This is a genomic window from Kitasatospora sp. NPDC001119, assembly GCF_053598475.1.
This window is the reverse complement of the sequence record NZ_JBSFKI010000038.1, coordinates 59412-78578: the sequence shown is the minus strand read 5'-3', so window position 1 is coordinate 78578 and position 19167 is coordinate 59412. Positions and strand designations below refer to the sequence as shown.

Here is a 19167-nt window from a genome sequence, read left to right as displayed (position 1 = left end):
CCGGCGGATGGTCGAGCCGGGCCGCCGACGCTTACAGCTGTTCGGCCGCTGGCTCCCCCCTCCTGGCCCTGCTCCGCCTCTCCGAACCAGGGCGTGTACCGCCGCCTGCTGCCGCAGCGCCTTCTGCGGCAGGCAGCAGGTCGCCGTCGGCGGCCTGGGCGATGAGTTCCAGGGCGAGGGCGGTGCCGGGGGCCAGCGTGGCGCGGTGCTTGGCGGACGGCGGTGGCGCCGGGCTGACGGACGCCGAGGACGGCGAGCTCGGCGAGCAGGTTGTCGGCCCGGACGTGGGCGCCGGCCCAGCGAGGCGGTTCAGCCGCCCCGGAGGAAGAACCGGCGTCGACTGGGCGTGCGCTGCGACACAATCTCAGGATGATCGGCAACCGGATCACCTATCGCACCGTGGACGGCGTCCGCATACCCGGAACCTGGCGGCACGTCTTCATCCGCAACAGCTACTACTTCCTCACCGACCTCTTCATCTACGCCGACGGGCTCATCGACTGCTGGGGCCTGGTCACCATCGAGGAGTTCGAGGAGAAACTGCGCACCGGCTGGGTGGCCACCAGCCTCCCGGAGGGCGGGGAGGCGTCCGCGGACGAGTTGGCGGAGTGGAAGTTCAGCGAGCCGCAGAGCTGGCAGACCCCTGAGCTGCTGCTCGCCGAAGTGCGGGACACCATCGAGCAGTTGAACGGGCGGCCCGACTCGACCGGCCGCTGCCTCGCCGCCGTCGATGCCTTCCTCGCTGACCGGACCGAGGAGAACCGGACCGTTGCCCGCACCGCGTTCCTCGCGATCCCGGAAACCCAGCGCCGCTACGCGCTGGGTGACATGGACCGCAAGGACCAGCCGCTGCGGGTACTGGTGGCAGGGCCCGGAGGCCGGACCCTACCTGTCGTTCGACGGAACGGTCACGCAGAAGGACTACGACAGTGCCCTCGCGTACTTCGAGGAGCGGGCCCGCTGGACGGCCGAGCGGCCCAAGCGCGGCCCCGCGGACGGACCAGTGACGTCCCATGCTCCGGCGGTCCACGTAGCCCAGACGTTTCCCAGGGAGCCGGTGGACGATCCCGGCAAGGTCGGCCTGCGCAACGACTACCCCGCCCCGATCACCGTGGGGGAGGCCGGCTACCCCTCCGTTGCCCATGCCTACTGGGCTCTGTCGGTTGCTCAGCCCGAGGTCCGGGGCGCGATCGCGGCGGCGGAAAGCGCCTCCGCGGCGCGCAAGCTCGCGGCCGAGGCGCCTCGCCGCGAGGGCTGGGAACATGTCCGGACCGCCGTCATGACGCGCCTGCTGCGCGCCAAGTACGACCAGCACCCTGGGCTGGCCGAGATTCTGCTGTCGACAGAAGACGCCACCGTAATCTATGACGACATGGAGTCGGCGTTCTGGGGCAACAACGCCGGCCGAGGGCGCAACTGGACAGGGCGTCTCCTCGAACTGGTCCGCTCCGAGCTGCATGCGCGGCAGACTGAGATCCCGGGGTTGTGACCGGACCAGGCGAGTGGCTCTCGAGAACCCCGACTGGCTTTATAGGTGAGTAGTGGGCAAAGCCACTACGGCCGGTAGGAGGGCGGGACACCGTCGTGGGGCAGGCGTTGGCCGCACCGGTGCACCGCCTGCGGCCGGCTCAGCCCGGCCTGCCGGCGCACGGCGGTCTCCCGTTTCTCGGCCCGGCGCCGCCGGACGGCGGGCAGGCGTTCGGCCGCCTCGCGTGCGCGCTCGCCGGCCCGCATCGCCGTACGCGCCTGCTGTTCCTCCCGCAGGGCACCGACCCGCACGCGCAGGCGAGCAGCCCGGTCGCGGTACTCGTGGGCGGTGCGGTGGTGGTGCCGGGCGTCCTGGTCCGCGATCCGGCGCAGGTGGTCGCGGTAGGCCTCGGCGGAGCCGCCGACCCGTGCCCACAGGTCCAGTGCGGCCTCGACGCCAGCGGGGTCGCCGATGTCGGCGAGCGCCTGGGCGCGGAGGAGCCGGTGGTGGTGCTCGGCCTGGAGCAGGGCCTCGAACTCCGCCTGCCGGGTGCGCCGCAGCTCGACGAGGTCTTCGCGCTCCCCGCCCGGGAACGCGGGACGGCCGGACGGGTCGGCGGCGGCGAGTTCGGCGGCCAGGTGAGCCCGGCGCCGGGTCAGGTCGGCGAGTACGGCATCGGCCGCCCGCAGCCGGGCGGCGCCGGTGACGCGGGCGACGAGCGCCCGGACCTGCTGGTCGATGCGGCCGCCGTCGCGCATCCGGGCCTCGGCCCGGGTGGCACGGTCCTCGGCGTCGGCCGCGGCCTCGTCCTGGCGCGCGGCGCGGTCGAGGGCGTGCCGCAGTGCCGCGTCGAGTTCGGCGTCCGACCAGCCGCCGAACGGGCGTTCCCGCCAGGCGGGAACGCCGGCCGGGACAGGGCGCTGCCGGTCGGGAGGCTCGGCCGGCTGCCGGGTACGAAGCTGTTCGGCGGCCCGGCCGCGGCCGGCTTCGGCCCTGGCCCGCAGGCCGTCGGGGGCAGTACGGGCCCATCGCCGTTCGGCGGCGGCGAGCGCGTCGGCGGCCCGGCCGGCCAGGACGGTGTGCGCGTCCGCCCGTGCCTGCAGGGCGGCTGCGCGGGCCCGCTGGTCGTCGGTGGCGGCCGTCCGACCCGCGGCGGCGGCGCGGACCCGCTCGTCGTCGGCCTGTTGCTGTGCGCGGGCGGCCAGGCGCCGGGCCGCGTGGACGGCGGCCAGCGCGTCGGCGGCCTCGGCCGCTTCAATGCGGGCGGCCCGTCCACGTGCGGTGGCCCGCCGTCGCTGCTCCTCGTCGACGACGGTCGGGGCCGGACGGTTCTGCCAGACGGTGACCGCCTCCCGGGCGAGGTCGTGGTCGGCGGCCTGGATCGGCTCCTCGGGACGGTCGCCGAGCGCCTGCGTCTCGTGTCCGTGGTCCCACAGGCCGCGGTAGGCGGCGACGAGCGCCGCCGCCCTGTCCCAGAGCGGGCGGTGGGGGTGGGCCGGGGCGGGTGCGGGGCCGAGCACATCGAGCCAGGTGGGGCCGGTGGCGGCGAGTTCGGCGGCGTGCTGCTGCTCGTCGGGCAGGAGCTGGGCGGCACGCCACAGGCCTCGCTGCTCGGTGCGCGCGGCGGTGGGGGCGTCGCCGGTGGCCCGGGTGGCGCGGAAGCCGGCCAGATCGCGCCAGGCGGCGGCCGCCGCGATCCGGTCGGCCCACGGGCGGGCCCGGTCGGCGTCCGTGGGTTCGGGCCCGTAGGCGGCCGCCCAGCCGGTGCCGGTGTGGGCGTTCGCGCGGGCGCGGGCGGCGAGGCGTTCCGCCCGGACGGTGGCATGGGCGGCGAGGTCGTGGGCGAGGGTGACGCGCCGGTCGCCGGGATCGGCGTCAGGCAGCACCAGGCCCATCGCCTCCAACAGTGCGGCGCCGGGCCGGGCGGAGGGCGGGGCCCAGTAGGTCGGGGCGGTCGCGGGGCGGGGCGCACCCTCGGGCAGGCGGAAGCGCTCACCGTGGTGCTCGACCAGGGCGTCGAGGCGGGCGACCACGATGGCCGCCAGGTCGCGCAGCGGCCGGCCGGTGCGGTGGTCGGTCTCGTTGCCCCGCTCGTCCGCCCAGACGGCGCGCAGGAGCCGGTCGGTGTCGTAGCCGTCGTCGGCCAGGCACGCGCACCGGGCACGCAAGGCGGGCCAGGCCTCGGCGGCGGCCAGGCGGGCGGCGGCGCGGCCTCCGAGCAGTGCGGCGACCGCCTGCTGCGCGGCTTCGGCGTTGAGTTCGTCGAGGACGTGGACGAGGCGGCTGGTGGAGGTCGCGAGGGACTGGGCCCGCTCCTCCTGGCGGCGGGCGGTGGCGCTCGCGGAGAGCTGGGTGCCGTCGCGTTCGACGACGGCGTGCCAGATCTCGCGGGCGGTGTGCGGGCGGCCGGGTTCGCCGCTGTCCTCGTCGGGGGGCTCCTGGGTGACGAGGTAGGCGTGGTTGCCGTAGCGGCCGCGGGTGAGGGCCGGGTAGGCGCCGTTGCGGTTCCAGCCGGTGTCGAGCAGGGCGCGGCCGACGTCGACGGTGACGCCCTGGCAGCGCGCGGAGGTGATCGCGTAGCCGAGGTCGACGGCGTCGGCGACGTAGGCCGGGGGCAGGGTGACGGTGCGGCGGGTGCGCTGGTGGCGCACGGTCAAGGAGCCGTCGGTGCCGACGGCCTCGATGCTCCAGGTGTCGCCGTTGCGGACCCACTGGCGCCGGTCGGCGGTGGCGAGGCGGCGGTCGTTGACCCGGGTGACCACGATGTCGCCCATACCGGCGCGCCCGCGGTCTCCGAGGTCGGCCGTGCGCCGGTCGTCCACCAGGCCGCGGGCGATGCGGTCCTCGCGGGCGAGGCGGGACAGCTCGGCGACGGCGGCGCCGGTGGCGGCGATCATGACGGAGGTCAGGCCGTCCTCGACGTCCCGCCGCCAGTCCTCGAAGAGCTGCCGCATGACCGGGGCGGCCGGGCCGGAGTGGATGCGCCCGCGCAGGTCGTACGCGTCGAAAGCGCCGCCGGCGTCGCCGATGGACAGCAGGCGGGCCGCGTCGACCTCCCACTGGCGGACCCTGCCGCCCGGGTCGCGGAAGCGGCGGACCTCGGTGAGGCGGACGACGGCGCCGGGAACGGTCTCCTCGATGTCGGCGAGCGCTCCGCCCGCTCCTGGCGAGCCGAGCTGGCGCGGGTCGCCGATCGGCAGCAGCCGCCCGCCGGCCTGCCGGACCTGGCCGAGCAGCGCGGCGAGATCGGTGGTGGAGGCCTGGCCGGACTCGTCGACGATGACGATCGTGCCGGGCTGGAGCGTCCAGTGGCGCAGGCCCCGCCCGTACCGTTCGGACATGGTCCGCCACCTGGCGATGTTCTCCGCCCGGATGCCCGCCTCGGCGGCCAGCAGGTCGGCCTGGACCTGGCCGCCTGCCAGGCCGATGACGGGGATCCCGTGGGCCTGCGCGACCTCCCTCACCAGGCGCATGATCGTGGTCTTGCCGGTGCCCGCGGGACCGACCACCCACGTGGCCCGGGTGTCCGCTCCGAAGATCCGGCGGACCGCCTCGCGCTGCTCGTCGGACGGCGCGAAACCGCGCGCGGCCTCGCCGGCCGCGAGCACCCGGTCGACCTGCCCGGCCGTCAGGCGGTGCACCGGCACAGGCGTCGTGGACGCCTCGGCAAGGCTTCGCTCGGCGGCCCGGATGCCGTGGGAGGTCCACACCCGGGCGCCGACCTCGGCGAACAGCGACGGACGGTCGTCGGAGCGGGCGTACCCGGCGGGGAGGGGGACCGCGTCGGGCGGGGTCAGCAGCTCGCACCGGACGGGGCTGAGGACGCCGTCGACGACGCGGACGAGGACCCGGTGGTAGTCGTCGAACAGGTGGGCGCCGAGCGCGGTGAGCCGTCGGCACGCCTCGGCCTCGACGTTGGCGCGCGTCCAGGTGGCGCGGTGGCTCTCCAGTTCGGCGAGCACCGCGTCGATCGCCTTCGGGACGACCATCGGGTCGGGGCCCGGTGCGGGGTGGGTGGCGGAGGTACGGGCGGCGGCCCGCAGCAGCTTGTCGGGACGCCTGATGCCGTACGCCTTGGCGCGGCGGCGCCACTGCCGGCGCTCGCCGTCGACGGTCGTCGCGGTCTTCGCCGGACGGGACTCGAGGGTGGCGGCCTGGGCCAGCTTGTACTGCTCGGCGCGCTCGGGCGCGCGGCCCTCCCGGACCGTGAACTGCGCGATCATCCGGGCCAGGGCCCGCTCGGTGGCCTCACGGCGCTGGGAGAACCCGCGCACCGCACTCAGGGGCACCCCCAGGAACTCCCGCACCGGCCGCTTCGCGGGCCGGATGCTGTCCTGGCGCGCCCCCGCGCGGATGCCGAACTCGGCGTGCATCTCGCGTTCCAGCTCGGCGGTGTAGGCCTCCGAGAGGGCGACCGCGATCCGGTGCAGATGGCGCGCGTCCAGGGCCAGCCAGCGGCCGTCCTCCACCCGCACCTTGCTGCTGATCGCCAGGTGCCGGTGATACGCCGGATCGGCCGCCCGGCTGCTGCGGTGGACGAACACGCAGGCGATGAAACCCCTGGCACGGACCTGCACCTGGGAGGCGGGCGTCGGGCCGGTCCGGGTGATGCAGGCCGCGCGCTCGACACGCTCGAAGACCTGCCGGAACGCGCGCTCCTCGACGGCCTCCAGCCGGGCCCGCTCATCGTCACCGGCGCACCCCCACAGCACGCTGAAGCTCTTCACCGGGGAGAACACCATCTCCCACCCGCACCGGGCGGTCCGGTTGCCCTCCTTCTCGGCTTTCGCCCGCAGCTGGAGCAGCCGCTCCTCGGTGGCCTGCGGCTCGGCGGCGGCATACCTCTCGTACAGCTCGTCGGCGCTCGGGTAACGGCTCCAGGACCGGCCGAGGGGGCTGCCGTCGACCGGGCTCAGGGCGTCCTTGAACAGGGCGTCGGCAGCCCCCTGGGTGACCCGCCGGCCGGCGATGCCGAGCTCGGCTGCCTGCGCCCCGAGCCACACGCCCGGGGTGTCCCCGCCACCCTCCCAGTGGGCCGCCAGCTCGCGCGTACCGATCCTCACGTCGTCGCCGGCGACGGTGGAGAGCAGGTAGTCGATGCCGCTGCCCGCACTGATCGGGTGAAGGGTGATCACCGGCCGACCCCGGCGCCGTCCCGACGCACCGGAGCGCCGGCGATGTACCGGTCGCTCGGGCGGCCGACGGAGCAGGGCACCTGGCGCGCTCCTTCGGGATCAACGGCGGATAGCAAGAGGTGTGCTGTTCTTGATCAGGCTAGTTGCTCGTTCGCTCTCGCTTCGGCATCTCGTCCGTGTCCGCTGCTCTTCCTCGATCGCCTCTCTCCCCTCCTGGTCGTCGCTCCGTCGCCTTCCGATCTGCTCGTGATCGGGCACTTCCGGAACGCGTATTCCTTCTGCCGAGCGACAACGCGAGGCGGCTCACCCGAAGGTGCTGTACTCGGGCAAAGTGGGACGCCAGGATCGCGCCATGACCTCACACAGGAACGAGCAGATGATCGACCGGCGCGCCACCCTGAAGCGACGCCAGGAACAGGAACGCGAGGACCTCCGGCAGCGGCAGAGCCGCCAGACCTCCGCCCTGACCGCGATCGACAGGGCCAAGGAGCGAGTCGAGCTGGCCCAGGGAGAGCTCGCAAGGGAACTGGAGAAGGCCGTGCCGCTCTTCGACGGCGACATCGAGGAACTCGCGGAAACGGCCGGGATCCCCAAGCGCGATGTGCAGGCCGCGCTGAAGGGCCGGAAGGAAATCTCCGCACGCATGGCGAAGCTCACCTTCCCCTCCCCCACAGCAGCACCGGCGAGTGGCGAAAGCCAGGATGCGGAACCCGAGCCGGCCGACGCTTGATGACCGAGGCTCCTCAGCCCGCGCACGCCTCCCGAACCGCCTCCGTTCGCACGGCCTGACGGAGGCACTGCCCCGAACCCCATCGACAGCCCCGCGGCGGCCTGCCCCGACCACATGACGCCCTCAACGCGCGGGCTCACCGCCGACACCGGCACCACCTACGACGAAGGGCGACCGGCGAAACTCGCTGTCCGCCGACACCGGCACCCGAATCGCGTCAAGGACAGCCACCGCCTGGGCCACGCCCCGCCCTGTGCCTCCCGCATCGCGTTCCGCACGTCCGCCGCCGCCCACAGGCCGAGTAGGGCGCAGCCCCGTTCTGTATCAGGACCTCCCGTAGGCCGACGGCCCCAGACAACCACCGGCGGAATGGCCCGCAAGCACGTGGCCTGCTGTCCGCTACTGACGGGGCGTCACACCAAGGCGTATCAGCAAGACACCCGCCCCACGCACGCGGCGCAGATCCGAAGCCGACCAACAGCTCCCTCTGCCAACTCAGAACCGCCCCCGCGCAAGCGGACTGACTGGTCGCTCGCGCCGTTCGGGTCGTCGAGCAGGGAGCTATCCCCGCATGCGCGGGGCCGATGAGAGCCGTCAGGCGGCGGAGTCCTGCCCCCTGGGGCCATCCCCGCATGCGCGGGGCCGATGCGATGTACGCCGCCGTTGTCGCCTCGTCCGGCGGGCCATCCCCGCATGCGCGGGGCCGATACGACGTGCTCGCCGGGCAGGTGGTAGACGGCGGGGCCATCCCCGCATGCGCGGGGCCGATGTGGCGCCGCCGAGCATCTTCTTCATGGCGTCGGGGCCATCCCCGCATGCGCGGGGCCGATAGGACGTCGTCCGGCGCGCCGGCGTGCCACCGGGGGCCATCCCCGCATGCGCGGGGCCGATAGGACTCGGGAGTCCGACCACGGGTAGGCGCCGGGGCCATCCCCGCATGCGCGGGGCAGATGAGTTCCCATGGAAGATGGACCACGCGCCGCAGGGGCCATCCCCGCATGCGCGGGGCAGATCATGTCGCCGGCTGGCCTTCGGCCACGATCGCGGGGCCATCCCCGCATGCGCGGGGCAGATACTTCCTGACCTGCAGTCTTTCACCGCAGAGTATGCCAGTTCATTCAGTTCGATTCCCGCAATGCCCACCTCAATCGGCACACCCGCGCAGGCAACGAACCCCTCGCACCCGCAGTTCCGCGACGGCCAACTCGGGTCACCTCCGCGCAGTCAGAACGAACAGCCATTCCCACACGCACAAGGCCCACTTGAGAAACACGACCCGGCGCACGTCCAGAAGGGGGCCATCCCCAAAGAGGCCGAGCCGACGCAGCGGACGAGAAAGACGAGCAGGACCACTGCGGGCGACTCCGCACAGACAGAGCAGCAGACACCTTCCTGCAACGCACCGTTGAGCAGCGGATCGTCGAACTCCTCCGGGCAATGCACGTGCCATCGGCCCGCGGCTCGACCTCACCAGCCGGGCACCTCGCACCTGCGGAGACGACCCGTTTGGGTTGGCAACCAACTCCGGATCGACGGAGCCATCCGCCCAAAGGCTGGGCCGATGCACAACGGCAGCTCAACCGTGCGCAGCGGGGCGGGGCCACCCCGCTCACACGGGGCCGATTAGTGAGATCCCGATGCGACCTACTCCGAGGAGTAGGCGGGGGTTCGGCGACACTGCTGGTGCGGGTGTCGGCCTGGCGGATTGGAATGAAGGCTGAGCTGATATCCGTTCCAGAAAGGGGATTTCACGCCATAATGGTGTTTCTGTGGAGGTAGCCGCCCTCCAAGACCGGCCAGGATGCCAGGCCGAGTCCGACCGGCCCCGATGAGCACCATCAGGCAGTCATCGGACCAGGATCAGGCCGCAGCTGTAGGCACGGGCGTGGCCGAAGCCATGGGTGAGGGCGGCCGTGAGTGCTTGCGGGTCCGTGATGGTCAGAGTGCCGCGGATCTCGGCCCGGCTGATGAGCAGGCCCCGGTGGGGGCCGGGGCTGGAGACCTTCGGGAGGATGCGGAGGGCGAGCCGTTCTATGTCCGAGTCGACGCCGAGCCGGACCACTCCGTCCGGGGCCACCGCGGGTTCGCCGGCCGGCTGGAGGCGGCGGGCGAACCAGGCCTTCACGTGTTCCGGGCGGGTGTGCGGCACCCGTACACCCCTTCCGCCTCGGCCGCCTCCGGCGGCTGGCTGCCCGGCAGGCCGGCTGCTGACCGGGTTGACGACCGTGCGGAAGTCGAGCCGGTCCCCGGTGCGGAAGGTGCGGTCCACCACCAGGCTGTGCGGCGGTTCGACCAGCGCCGCCCGGGGCAGGCCGCTCCAGTCGCCGGGGACGGCGGACTGTACGACGAGGGAGAGCCGGGCGGTGTTCAGGTCGACGGTCCAGCTGGAGAGCACCTTCATCTGGGCGCGGGCGTCCCGGCTTCCGTCGTCGACCCAGCCGCGGAAGCCGCTCATGACGGTCCGGTGCATGTCCTGGGCGTCGATCAGCGACTTGGCGGTGAAGGGGTGCCTGGCGTCCAGGGTGATCAGAGTGTGGGTGGCGACGAATCTGGCCGCCGTACGGGCAGGTACGGGCTCGGTGGTGCGCGGGGTGTTCACGGGATGATGTCCCATTCGGTGGCGTGTGGGGCGATGGTGATGCGGTGCCGGGACTCCCAGCGCTGCCGGTGGACGGGACCGCTCGCCAGGAACCGTTCGGGCTGGTCACGGACCGGCCCGACGCCCGGCAGCGGCTGCGGGCTCTCGATCCAGGCCCACCGGGTCTGGGCGACGTTCGGCGGCGCTTGCCCGTCGTCGGTTGACGGGAGCAGTGCCCGGGTTTCGAAGACCTCCTCCAGGGTGCCCGGGGCGATGCCGACGAAGAGGTCGCCCGAGGGCGGGCAGGATTTGCGGCCCAGCCAGAGCAGGCGCTTCGGGTGCTCCAGTGCGTGGGCGATCCGTTCGATCAGTGCACGGTCGGAGTGCTGGAGGCCGACGAGGAAGGCCGCGTCGGACAGGTACCAGCGCTCGGTGATCATGGCGTGACGGCTCACGTCACCTGCGACCAGCGCCCCGGAACGGGGGTCCGCCGCGATCCGCTTCGGCGCGCCGTACCAGGATGCCAACGCATGGCTGCCGAAGGATGCGGTCGTGCCCTCCCCCTGGTCCCCGAGCGCGAGCGCTTCCAGGGCCGCGGCCCGGCGGTGGTCCGTCGCAAGGTCGCGGGGGCGGACGGGATACTTTCCGCCCCCGACAGTGTGGTAGTCCCGCATCGGCGTTCCGGGGCGGTCGGCGCGGACTCCGAAGAGGACGGACCCGAGTTCGTCGAGCGGGTCCTCCCGGTCGAGGCCGAGGGCTGCCGCGCAGAGGCCGATCACTGCGGACTTGGTGGGCCGGGTGTGGGTGTCGCGCTGGGCGAACCGGCCTTTGATGCCCCAGGACTGCAGCGGCCCGGCCAGTCTGATGAGCAGAACGTGCTGCGGTGCGTCGGTCGTCGTGGTGGAACCGGTCGTCACACTGGGAGCGGTCGCGACAGGGGCCTCGGTCACGGGGTGAGGCCCTTGATGGTGTCCACGACGTCCACTGCGCCGGAGAGGTCGACCGTCTCCAGGAGGTCCGCGATCTCCGGAGCGTAGGTGAGGACGCGCGCGGACCGCAGGTCGTCGCGGCGCTTGCTGACGAAGAGGTGGTGCCGCATCAGTCGGCGGACCGCCGCCTGGCCGGCCGGGCCCTCGCCGCCGCTGCTCTCGGGGTTCTCGTCCACGGGGTTCTGGAAGGCGGCGGCGTAGTTGTACGGGCGCTCGCCCTCGAAGGCGAGCACGAGTGCCGGAAGCGAGCCAGTGGAGGCGGTGGAGTTCTTCTTCGCCTCCGGGACGGCCTCGACGAAGGCGTTGACGAACTCCGCCTCGGCGGCGGTCGCCGCTTCCTCCACCTCCTCCGCTTCCATTCCGGCCTGCCGGAGGTTGGCGCGAAGCTGTCGGCGGTCCAGGACGGCGTGCCGGTAGAAGGTCCCGGAGATCAGCGACTGGTAACCGGTCATGCCCGCGCCCGCGTCGTCCGCCGTGTCGAGGAAGCTGAGGGCGTTGCGCTTGCGGTCGAGCTTCGCGTCGTCGGCCGCCGCGTAGAAGTCCTCGATCTGCTCCGCGGCGTGCACGGTGAAGGCATGGCTCGTCTGCACTGCCCCGTCGACGTTCGGCGAATCGGCGATTTCGGCGAGGAAGCGCCCGTAGAGGGCGATGTCCACGGCGTCACGGGGCGCGATGGCGAGCAGGACGGCGTTGCGCGTGCTCTTGGGGAGCGGCGGGAGGCCTGTGGTGCCGGGCTCCGTGGCAGTCTGCTCCTCGCCGTTCTCCTGCTCCTCGCCGTTCTTCGCCGCTCCGCGGCGGGGCTTCTTCGCGGCCTTCTGCTGGCCGGCGAGGTAGCTGTCGCGCCACGGCCGGAGCTCGTCGGCGTTCTCGGCGATGTGCCGGGCGATCCTGGTGCCCGCGTCGGCGGGCGCGAAGATCAGCACCTTGGTCAGATTGGCCACCGTCTTCTTGGCCGGGTCGCCGAACTTCAGGCCGCTCGCCTCGATCACGGCACGGGCCGTGGTCAGGGCCTCCTCCTTCTCCCAGCCGTGCTCGGAGGAGAGTTCGGCCGCCGTGAGGAGTGCCCATTCCCTGGTCCGGGTGCCCATGCTCCGGCCCTTGAGGGCACCGATGCCGGCGTTGGCGCGGTTGCGGGCGTAGACCCGCTCCGCGCGGCGCCGGGCCTGGCTGGTGATCATGTGCCGTTCGAACCCGCCGTACACGAGGGACTTGGGCTGACCGTTCTCGTCCCTGACCGGGAGCACGGCGACGAGCGTCTCCAGGAGGTGGAGCGAGAGGAACGGGCTTCGGGCGTCTGCGGTCACGCGGTCGTGTCCTTATGGTCGGTCGGGATCGTGTACGTGTCGTGCTCGGCCGGCTGCTCCTGCTGGGCCTACCGGCTCTGCCGGCTGCCGGCGGGCGTCCGGCCCCGGTGGAGCGGGGCATGGAAGTCGACCGACCACTGGTAGGCGATGCGGGCCTTGCGGTCGTTCCAGAGGATCAGGTCCTCGGTGAGCTGCGCCCAGGAGGGCGGGAGCTGGTCGCAGGACCGCAGCCGGACGATCGTGTGCTGCAGGTGCCGCCACGGCACCCTCCTGCTGACGACCACCCTGTCCACGAGCCGCTGCGCGCCCGGGTCGCCCGGGCCCCGCCCCACGCTGTCACCGATGCGCGCCGCCGCCGTACCGAGGCTTCCGTAGCCGTAGGCGGGCGTCGAACGGCCCTGGTGGTAGAGCGCGAAGAGGAAGGCCATCCGCTCGAACAGGTCGCGGTGGTTGTCGCCGCCGTACCAGCCGGCCCGGATGTGCGCGTTCGTCCGGCCCCCGGCACGGCGCAGGTTGGCCAGGGTGCCGTACTCGCGGTTGCGCACCAGGGTGGTGAGCCAGGCGACCAGTGCGGTGCTGTCGTGCGGGAATGCGTCCTCGACGGGGTACCCGTCTCGGGGACTGTCCTCAGTCATGGGCGGTCTCCCCCCGGAGTTCGGCCGGGGCCTTCGTCGGATGGCTGATGTCGTCCTCGAAACGCTTCAGGGCAACGGCCCTGGCCTGGAAGCCCCGCTCGTTGGGCGGGAGGGTGTCGAGGCGGTAGACGAGGTGGGTGCGGGCCACGTCGGTGAGGGTCTGCGTGTACTCCAGGAGCAGGGCCGCGACCGGGTCTCCCGGGTTGTCGTACCCCTCGTCGATCACTGCCTCCAGCAGCTGGTCGAAGGGCTTGGCCGCCTCGGGCCAGAACATCCACCTCGCGTCGAACCGGGACATGTGCCGGGCCTCGTCAGCCGGCCGCGCTGCCGAGTGGACCTTCTCCGAGGCGAGGATCGCCGCCCGTTTGAGACTCCACGCCAGGTACTCGGCGATGCGCGAGCCCCGCCGGGACGCGCGGTAGAGCTGCGCCTCCATCGCGGGGGCGTAGGGGAAGTAGCCGTCCGTCCAGGAGACGGGCAACGTCTTGTTGGAGACGAGGCCGACAGCCCACAGGTGGTAGGGCGCGCCCTGGGAGTCCCGCTTGCGCGGCAGCGAGCGCAGTCGTGCGTAGAGACCGGTTTCCGCGTCCTTCACCGCGCTGTAGAGGGCGTGGGCCTCCTGCCAGAGGGCGCGCGTGGGCGACGGCCACAGGGGCTTGAGCTCTCCCCCAGTGGTCTTGCTGAACACGGCGTCCTGCAGGTGCCGGTCCGGGTCGAGTTCGAGGACCTCGCCGGCTCCGATCAGCACGCGGTCGACGACGATCCCATCATCCGCATCACGCTTCGGTCGCAGCAGGACGGAGCGGCCGAGGGCGCTGTGCAGGTCGGCAGGGCTCTGCGGCACCCGGGGGCAGGCCCGCACGGCGAAGTTCCGGCGGTTGACGGAGCCGCTGGTCCAGGAAGTGTTGAGCCGGCCCGGGTCTCCTTCCGGCGGATAGAGGTTGAGCCGCAGGGTCTCGCCGAACGTGCTGCCGAGGGGAACGACCCGGATCCGTCCCTGCAACCGACCAGTGGACAAGTTGGTAACGGTAGGCCCGAGGATCCGGCCGGAAATCCTCGCCCTGCCGTACGTGCCGTACACGTGCTGGGCGAGCATGGCCCGGAACGCGTCCGCCGCGGGCAGCGGCTCGCCGTCCTCCAGGTGGTGCTGATCGAAGAACTGGTTGTAGTCACCGGCCCGCTCGATGACCAACTGCGCGGTCCCCGTGCCGCTCTCGTCGAAGGAGGAGGCCAGGAGGGAGTTCTGGCCGAGGGGTGTATCGGGATGGAACAGGTCCCAGTCCTCGGCCGGCTCACCGGTCAGCCACTCGGCGGCGGAGCGGAGGCTGCGTTCGTCACGGATCCACTCCCGCCACTCCTCGGGCGTGGTCGGACAGGTACCGGAAGCGAAGCAGATGGCCATGACGAACTCGATGACGGCAACGGTCTCGCCCGGAGTCGGACAGTCGATCGTCGTCAAATCATCTGCTCGATCGAGGAGTTCACACAAGGAGAGCGCAACCCTGGCGCCATCGGGCGTCACGGAGGGAATGCACGGCTCTCGCCGCGGGTCCCAGCTGAGGCGCTGCTCGACCGGGGCCGAAGGGTGCGTTGGCGGCAAGGCCCTGCCCATCACTTCATATGATCGCCGTTTTCTGCAAGGGAGTTGACATTCCCGAGCAGAGCCCGACGCTAGCACCCCGGATTGGATCGTGTAGGTCGATCGACCGGATTGCCCCGCCATCCCGGTCGGGGATGGCGGGGCACCGGGACAGCCCCGCGCACGCGGGGAGCGCGACCTGGCAAAGCCCGCTGCTGTCGAGTTACGAGCTCATCGCTGGCGACTCCGCACCGGGACGCAGTGGGCAGCGGCCGCCCTCCACGCGCTGCGGGCGCCCGCTCACCTGGACTGGCGGCGCCTGGCGAGAATGGCCAGAGTGGACCGGGCGTCGCGGCGGCGGTCCGGGGTCCGGGCCAGGACCGAGGCGAGGGCCACGATCGCGAGGACGACCCCGTACAGCAGGCCGGCGATGGCGGCCAGCACCGCGGCCGCGGTTGCGTCCTGGGTCAGCATGGAAAGCACGCTCATGGGGGAGGTCCTTCTGTCGGGGGGCCGTCTGCGGCCCGCGGTCGATGGGTCGAGCTTCTGACGACGTGCCGGTGCGCCTCCACGTCCGGGCGGGATTTCCGCTGGTCAGGGTCCCTTTATTCACCAACGCGGGAGCAGAAGTGGTCAGTGGTAGGGCGCCCGGGGCGGCACGCAAGCGCCTCGGCGCGATGCTGCAGGAGTCGATCGACGCCCGCGGTCTCAAGCGGCGGGCCGCCGCACGACTCGTCCCGGACGGCGCGTTGCGGGAGTCTGTCCTACGGAGCTGGTGCCACGGTAAGGCCGCTCCTCACGCGACGGACTCCTTCTGGAGCCTGATCGAGCACTTGCACGACCCGGACGGCCAACACCTCTATCCGCGCGAGGAATGGGAAGCGGCTCTCCGCGCCGCCCAAGGGGAGACCACCAGGGGTCGGCACGAGTGGAAAGCCGACTCGGAGAAGCGCGGCAGGAAGGGCGAGCGCGCCACGATGGACGCCTTCGTCCGTGATCGGAGCCCGCAGGCGGCCTCGTACCTGTGGTGGCACGCGCAGCTGCCCGTGGGAAAGACAGCGCTGCTCACCGACTACGTGAGGAAGCCACCGAAGGACGTCGACCCCCTGATCTGCGTCCTGTCCGAGGAGCGCGGGAGAAACACCCGTACCGGATTCCTCGCCGACCTGCGCCAGCAGCTCCAGGTGCCCGAGCCCCGGCGGAAGCGGTCCGACGAGGCGGAGTTCACACACCTGCTCACGAAGGCCGCAGGTCGCAGCCGAAAGCAGAAGCGGCAGCTCCTCCTCGTGGTCGACGGCTTGGACGAGGACCTCGCCTGGCCGACGGCCGGGGCGCCTGGTGGGACCGGGGTGGCGAGCATCGCCGCACTCCTCCCGGCCGCTCCTGCGGCAAACGTCCGCGTCATCGTTTCCAGCCGGCGGAGCGGGCCGCTGCCCGCCGACGTCCCCGAAGGGCATCCGCTGCGCGGGCGCGAGTGCCTTCGCCCGCTCGCGGCCGGCGACTGGTCGGAGGTGGTCGAACAGGCAGGCTTCGCGGACCTGGAGCGGCTGCGTACGACCAACCTGGGCCGGGCCGTCACCGACCTGCTCGCCATCACGGACGGCGGGGGCGGCCTGCGCGCGGCCGATCTCGCGGAGCTGACGGGGGCCTCCGTCGAGGACGTGACCGGTCTGCTGCACAGCAGGGGGCGTCGCTGCATCGTCTCGAACGAGGAATCGGCCGGGGCCCACCTGCTGAGCCACCCCGACATGCCGCACGCCATCCGGCGGGAGTGGGACCAGGCCACCGTCGAGCGCTGCACTCGTCGGCTGCACGCCTGGGCGGAGCGCTGGCGCGAGGCCGGCTGGCCCGAGGGCTCTCCGACGTATCTGCTGACCGAGTATCCGCAGATGCTGGACACGGCCGGTGAACGCGGACGGTTCCTGCTTGACCCGCTGCGACAGCTGCGGGTCGAGGCCGCGTTGGGCCCTCAGGTCATGCTCGACCAACTACGTCTTCTCAAATCCGAGCTCAAGGCAGTCGAGGTATCGGACCCTGAACAGCAGGAGGCCGGGACCGCCGTCCGGCTGGCCGCCGCGATGGACCTCGTGCAGCGCCGGGTCGGGCCGGTCCCGCCTCGGGCTCCGGTGCTCCTCGTACGGTTGGGGGACGTCGTCCGCGCCTGGACCGTGGCCCGCTCGGAGCCGGAACTCGTGGTGCGGGCCGCCCGGCTGGCCGAAGTCGCCGTCGAAGCGGCACGCGCCTGGCACCCCGATGCCACGGCGATCGCGCGAGAGGCGGCCGACTGCATGGTCCGGGCGGGCCGGTTCACTCCGCGGGCCGGTGGCTTCTTCGAGGACGCCTGTGCGGAGGTGGCCGAGGCAGCGCGCGCGTTGGACACGATCGGCAGGAGGGATGAGGCGAAGGCGCTGTTCCGAGCCGTGGTGCTCAGCGACGCGGCCGACATGGATGCGCTCGCCGACGGGGCGGTCCTCCTCTCCGCAGGCAGCTGCGAGCGATTCGTGGAAGTCCTGGAGGAGCATGCGGAGGAGCTGAGCGAGGCCGACCCTCGGGCCCAGGCCATGGCTGTGGACATCTGGGCGACCATCGCCCGCACCTCCGGCTCCCGCAACGTCGCGAACCTGGACCGGATCGAACGCCTCTGCACGGCCATCGACCTGTCCGACGGGCTGATCGTGGTGGACGTTCTCGCCATCGCGGCCCAGGCCCTGGCGACCATGGGCCGCCGGTCGAAGGCCTGGGACGTGCTCAAGACTGCGCGGGACCGGTTGCACGCTGCCCTGGTCGGGCTGGACTCCCCAGCCGACCGGGCCCACCGGGGACGCGAGTTCTCCGGCACGATGGACCGTATGGTCCGCGCCGAGACGGCGGCCGGCACCGGCCTCACGCCTCACCTGGACGCCAAGCTGCTGGTGACCGCCCTTGGCCAGGGGGTTCGCACCGGCGTTCTCGGCGACGACCAGCTGGAGCGGGCGGAGGCCTTTCTCTCAGCAGTCGACGAACAGGTGGCAGCAGAGCACGCCGCCCACCTCGCGGCGAAGAAGGAGGAACGACGGGCCCACCGGGCGAAGGTGGAGGCGAGCGCGAAGGCCCTGAAGGAGGAACGGGACGCCAAACGGAACCTCGCTCAGGCTCCCCCGACCCGACGTACACGGCCTCGTGCCCAGGCGGACGAAGAACCCTCACCATCCACAGTTCCGGGCCGAAGCCCGGCGCTCGGGAACCACGAGCCCGTCATCGGTCCGGTCACCCGGCTCCAGTACGCGGAACAGCTGGTGCACGACGGCAACGTCGAGCTCGGGCGCGAGCAGGTGGAGGCCGCTGTCCGCTCCTCGCTCCCCGACTCTCCGATCGTTCTGAGCCCCCGCTCGGCCGAGGAGTTGCTCCAGGCGCTCGGTACGGCCGGTGAGTTCGGGCGGGCCGAACAACTGATCAGCTTCTCGACGGAGCCGGGCGACCGCGCTCGGCAGTTGGCCGCGCTGTCCATGGGGTGCTCCCTCGGCGGGCGTTCACCGGAGGCGGTTGCTTACGCCCACGAGGCCGCCCGGCTGATCCCTCCCGCTCCGCACTTCGCCGTGCAAGGAGCCGTCGCGCAGGCCCTGGCCCATGCGGGGAACGCGGAAGCGGCGCTGGCGGTGGCCCGAATGGAGGAGTCGGCGGACGCCAAGGCGTCCTCTTCGGTGCAGGGCAGGCGGGCTCGCCGCGCGCTGCTTCTCGTCGCCGCAGGCCTGGCACGGCACGATCCGGAACGTGCCGCTGAACTGATCGGGCCGGCGGTCCGGCTGGTACAGCGGCGCATCGGCGCCGGCCGCCCGGTCGGCCAACTCCCGGCGCTGGCAGAACTGCTGCTCGCAGTCCCCGATCCGATGCGACCGGATCCGGAGCTCAGCGAAACGATCCGGCTCGCCTCGAAGTTCGTGAACGGGCCTCGACAGACCTGGGACCGGGAGGAGACGGTGCTCCTGGCCCTGCTACGGCGGCTCGGCTGCGCACCCGCACCGGGACGCGCCGCGGGTGAGCTCGACGAGTGGCTGCGCTCCCTTCGACCCGAACGGACTCCCCACGCTGAACTCGCCCTGCTCAGCGCTCTGGACGGCGATGCCGCGAGTGCCTTGCGCGTCGCGAACGCAGCACCGACACCGACGGCGCGTGCCGTTGCACTGGCTGCTGCCGCCCATGTCCTGGCTGGGGCGCCCGCAGTCCTGCCGGTCGACGAGCCCGAAGACAGCACTGTCCAGCTCTGCCTCGCGCTCGCTCACGCTCACTCTCGGGGAGACCGTCACGGCCGCGCGGACGCAGACAGGGCGGCAGCCCAGAGCCTTCTCCAGGAGCTGCTCGCCGACGGCGGTTGGACTCAGGCGATCCCGTTGCTGCCGCGGTTGGTTCCCGAGTCCCTACACCCCCTGAGCGAACTCGTCGCCGCACATATCAGCAGCCGAAAAAGCATCTGACGACGGAAACCACCCCGTGAACGGCCAGGGAGTCACAACCAAGGTCTACCTGGGCGACAGACGCAGCAAGAAGACCCGATAATGCACTGCTGGGTATCGGCCCCACGCTCGCATGGGTTGCTCCAGGCAGTCGTGGTGGGGGTTGGCGCCCTGGTCGTCCCGCCCCGCCTCTGCGGGGGTTGCTCCGACGAGCTGGTGAACGATCCGCAGTTCGCGGCGTCGGCCCCGCACTTGCGGGGATTGCTCCGCGGCGTCGCACGGGCAGCCGTCCAACCGAGTCTTGGTGCGACGGGGGCAG

Annotated in this window: 9 protein-coding genes, 1 pseudogene and 1 CRISPR repeat array; of the genes and pseudogenes, 3 read left to right on the top strand and 7 right to left on the bottom strand. The window is 72.3% G+C overall.

What is annotated here, in order from left to right; translation table 11 throughout:
* The first annotated feature begins 369 nt into the window (after nt 1-369).
* Nucleotides 370-1489, top strand: a pseudogene (locus ACWDD9_RS34765) (NADAR family protein).
* A gap of 65 nt (nt 1490-1554) precedes the next feature.
* On the opposite strand, the gene mobF reads toward ACWDD9_RS34765, so the two are convergent.
* Nucleotides 1555-6603, bottom strand: a complete 5049-nt coding sequence (mobF, locus tag ACWDD9_RS34760; RefSeq protein ID WP_449813841.1) for a MobF family relaxase — start codon at nt 6601-6603, stop codon at nt 1555-1557.
* 352 nt (nt 6604-6955) lie between these two features.
* On the opposite strand from mobF, the gene ACWDD9_RS34755 reads away from it, so the two are divergent.
* A complete protein-coding gene (locus ACWDD9_RS34755) occupies nt 6956-7333 on the top strand; it encodes a hypothetical protein (RefSeq protein ID WP_449813840.1) in 378 nt (125 codons plus the stop codon).
* Nucleotides 7334-7891: 558 nt separating this feature from the next.
* Nucleotides 7892-8407: a CRISPR direct-repeat array (repeat unit 28 nt; unit sequence GGGCCATCCCCGCATGCGCGGGGCCGAT).
* A 772-nt stretch (nt 8408-9179) separates the two neighbouring features.
* Here the strand turns inward: ACWDD9_RS34755 and ACWDD9_RS34750 are convergent.
* The 6 genes from ACWDD9_RS34750 to ACWDD9_RS34725 all read right to left on the bottom strand — a co-directional run bounded on the left by ACWDD9_RS34750 (nt 9180) and on the right by ACWDD9_RS34725 (nt 14907).
* Entirely contained in the window at nt 9180-9932 is a 753-nt protein-coding gene (locus ACWDD9_RS34750) for a type I-E CRISPR-associated protein Cas6/Cse3/CasE (protein ID WP_449813839.1), read from the bottom strand.
* On the bottom strand, nt 9929-10861 hold the full coding sequence (gene cas5e / locus ACWDD9_RS34745) for a type I-E CRISPR-associated protein Cas5/CasD (RefSeq protein ID WP_449813838.1): 933 nt from the start codon (nt 10859-10861) through the stop codon (nt 9929-9931). The genes ACWDD9_RS34750 and cas5e overlap by 4 nt, the downstream gene beginning before the upstream one ends.
* Complete coding sequence (locus ACWDD9_RS34740; protein ID WP_449813837.1) at nt 10858-12204, bottom strand: type I-E CRISPR-associated protein Cas7/Cse4/CasC; 1347 nt, start codon at nt 12202-12204, stop codon at nt 10858-10860. Before ACWDD9_RS34740 ends, cas5e begins: the two co-directional genes overlap by 4 nt.
* Nucleotides 12205-12272: 68 nt before the next feature.
* On the bottom strand, nt 12273-12839 hold the full coding sequence (gene casB / locus ACWDD9_RS34735; protein ID WP_449813836.1) for a type I-E CRISPR-associated protein Cse2/CasB: 567 nt from the start codon (nt 12837-12839) through the stop codon (nt 12273-12275).
* The gene (locus tag ACWDD9_RS34730; protein WP_449813835.1) at nt 12832-14451 is read right to left on the bottom strand and encodes a type I-E CRISPR-associated protein Cse1/CasA; all 1620 of its coding nucleotides are present in this window, start codon (nt 14449-14451) and stop codon (nt 12832-12834) included. The genes casB and ACWDD9_RS34730 overlap by 8 nt, the downstream gene beginning before the upstream one ends.
* 267 nt (nt 14452-14718) lie before the next feature.
* Nucleotides 14719-14907: a hypothetical protein gene (locus ACWDD9_RS34725; RefSeq protein ID WP_387736803.1), complete on the bottom strand. Its 189-nt coding sequence runs from the start codon at nt 14905-14907 to the stop codon at nt 14719-14721.
* Between the two features lie 188 nt (nt 14908-15095).
* Between ACWDD9_RS34725 and ACWDD9_RS34720 the strand changes: the two genes are divergently transcribed.
* Nucleotides 15096-18869 (top strand): hypothetical protein, encoded by a 3774-nt coding sequence (locus tag ACWDD9_RS34720; protein WP_449813834.1) that lies wholly within the window; start codon nt 15096-15098, stop codon nt 18867-18869.
* The last annotated feature ends 298 nt before the right edge of the window (nt 18870-19167 follow it).